We start from the raw sequence: 2,399 nt of genomic DNA, 5'->3' as shown, positions 1-2,399 counted from the left end.
CACCTCGCGCGCCTCGCCCCGCCAGGACAGCACGACCGGCTCCGCCCGCCCGTACAGCGCCTCCAGCTTCTCGTTGAGCTGCCTGAGGATGTCCTCCAGGTCGGCGGTGAGTTCCTGAAGTGCCGTGAACGACACGGTGATCGGCTCGTCCGACATGTCTCCCCCTGCTGCCATGGTGATCAGTACGCGTCGAGCGTGCTGCGCGAAGTCTCCGACGGGGCCTGCGAGTTGGGCGTGGACAGCCGCGCGACCTCACTCGCGACGTCCACCTGCACGGCGCGGATCCGCTCCAGCACGTCGAGGTCGGTGGCGGAGAACCCGTCCCGGCTCAGCCGTACGGCCTCGGCGAGCAGCTTCACGACTTCGCGAATGCGTACGGCGTCCTCGGTGGCGGCGCGGTGAAACTCCCGGTACGCGGCCCCGGCGGGCCCCCGCCACCCGGCCTCGATCCGGTCGACGATCGCGTCCATCCTCACGACCTGGCCATCAAGGTGGTCCCGCATGTCGTCGAGGTCGTTCGCGAGCCGCGACAACTCATCCCGCGTCGCTTTCAGATCCGGGGTCCCCACACGCCCTCCCTACGGTGCCGGGGAGTGATGGTACGGCGTGAGCTTAAAGGGGAGGTGAAACGCTGCCCCCCGGAAGCCGTCCGCGCGCATCTCAGCCGGCGGCCGGTGGGCGTCGACGGCGGCCCGGACGTCCCGCTGAATTCTCGGATCAGTTCCGGGCTGTGGCGATCACCTGCAACAGGATCACCGCGTGCGCGAAAACACAGATGCCCCAGGCGGAAGCCCCTCGCATTCCGTGCCGGAAAACTGTCGTCCAACCGGCCACCAGCAAGGTCACGGACAATGCGATGGAGATCCAGGAAAGTTCGCGCCAGGGCGTGGACAGGTCGGTGAAGAATCCGAGAGTCGCAGCGGGGATGAGTGCCAGCAGGGAAAGAACCCAACTGCCCTCCCCCGCGCCACGAGCGGTGTCGGAGGTGGTGCCGGTCATCCGACGCTCCGTTCTGAGAAAACCCCGACGGGCAACCTGAAAAGGCGCGACGTCTCGAATAGCGGGACGCCGGGCATGTCCGAACATTACCGAGAAGACGATCACTTCACCATCGTGGAATCAGCCAGAGAGGGTGCACCGAAACGGATTGCCGTTACGTTACTTGGCCGAAAACGCTTCGAGGAGCGAGGTCCAAGCGGAGGGGGTGAGGTGGAGGAGGGGGCCGGTGGGGTTCTTCGAGTCGCGGACGGCGATGGTGCCGGGGATGTTGCGGGCGACCTCGACACAGTGCTGACCGTCATTGCCGCCGCTGTAGCTGGACTTGACGAACTCGAACGCGGCCACCTCGACTACATCTCCTTCAGGATCCCCTCGATCAGCTTGACCGAGTTCCGCTGCGCGAGGCTCACCCGTGCGATCCGGTCGAAGAGCCCGTTGTGCTGGTCGGCATCAGTATCGCTCTCCAGCCAGACCGACGACGAACTGGTGTCCACGTGCACCACGTCCAGCGCGCCGGGTTCAGCGAACGACACGATGGTGAAGGCGCCGGTCATACCGGCGTGAGCACCCACGTGGAAGGGCAGCACCTGCAACTTCACGTTCGGCCGTCCCGCCATGTCCCGCAGGTGCTCCAACTGTGCCCGCATGACGGCGCTTCCGCCAACGAGTTGTCGCAGGACGCTTTCGTGCACGACCGCCCACACCTCCAGCGGCCGGTCGGACCGCAGCCGCGCCTGCCGGGCCAGCCGGGCCTCCACGAAGGGCTCGATGTCCCCGGGGTCCTTCCACGAACCCGCGCCGACCGCCACCGCGCGTGCGTAGTCCGGCGTCTGCAACAGCCCCGGGATGAACGTCAGTTCCCAGATACGCATGGTGGTGGCGATGTCCTCAAGCGCTACGTACTCGACCATCGCGGGCAGCTGAGGGTACTGATTCCACCACCCCTTGGCTTTACGCCGCTCCCGGTCCGCCTTCGCCAGCGCCAGCAGCCTCCCGATCACCGCCTCGTCGTTCTCCCCGTACAGATGACACAGCGCGCGAACGTCCGGGTCCCGCAAGGGGACTTGGCCCCGTTCGATCTTCGCGACCTTCGCCACCGACGCCGTGAGCGCCTCGGCGGCATGCGCCTGGCGCAGCTCGCGTGCCTCGCGCATCTTCAGCAGTTCGCCGCCGAGCCGGCGTCCGAGGACGGTGGTGATGGTGCGCCCGCGGTCCGGATTGTTCCCCACCCTGCGTCTCCCTCTATCGAGGCATCAATTTTTCTGCCATGTTCGATTGCTGCGCGTGCGGACTCGACGCTACCTTAAGTACACAACCCGCCACACGGCGAAACGAGTTGGGAAGGCACCCTGCTGCCCGCACCCCACCGCACGAGGAGCTCCCATGACCGACTCCTGCCC

The 2,399-nt window shown here is 66.7% G+C and carries 4 protein-coding genes; all 4 read right to left on the bottom strand.

The window, feature by feature from the left end:
• Positions 1 to 179 precede the first annotated feature (179 nt).
• Positions 180 to 569, bottom strand: coding sequence for a WXG100 family type VII secretion target (locus AOK24_RS34315; protein ID WP_055723910.1), 390 nt, complete (start codon positions 567 to 569; stop codon positions 180 to 182).
• Positions 570 to 717: 148 nt separating this feature from the next.
• The gene (locus AOK24_RS34310) at positions 718 to 999 is read right to left on the bottom strand and encodes a hypothetical protein (RefSeq protein ID WP_055723909.1); all 282 of its coding nucleotides are present in this window, start codon (positions 997 to 999) and stop codon (positions 718 to 720) included.
• Between the two features lie 159 nt (positions 1,000 to 1,158).
• Positions 1,159 to 1,344 (bottom strand): DUF397 domain-containing protein, encoded by a 186-nt coding sequence (locus AOK24_RS34305; protein WP_055723908.1) that lies wholly within the window; start codon positions 1,342 to 1,344, stop codon positions 1,159 to 1,161.
• Positions 1,345 to 1,349: 5 nt separating this feature from the next.
• On the bottom strand, positions 1,350 to 2,228 hold the full coding sequence (locus AOK24_RS34300) for a helix-turn-helix domain-containing protein (protein ID WP_055723907.1): 879 nt from the start codon (positions 2,226 to 2,228) through the stop codon (positions 1,350 to 1,352).
• Positions 2,229 to 2,399 lie beyond the last annotated feature (171 nt).

Origin of the sequence: Streptomyces niveiscabiei (assembly GCF_001419795.1) — a bacterium.
GTDB lineage: Bacteria > Actinomycetota > Actinomycetes > Streptomycetales > Streptomycetaceae > Streptomyces > Streptomyces niveiscabiei.
This window is presented reverse-complemented; position numbering and strand designations above follow the sequence as displayed.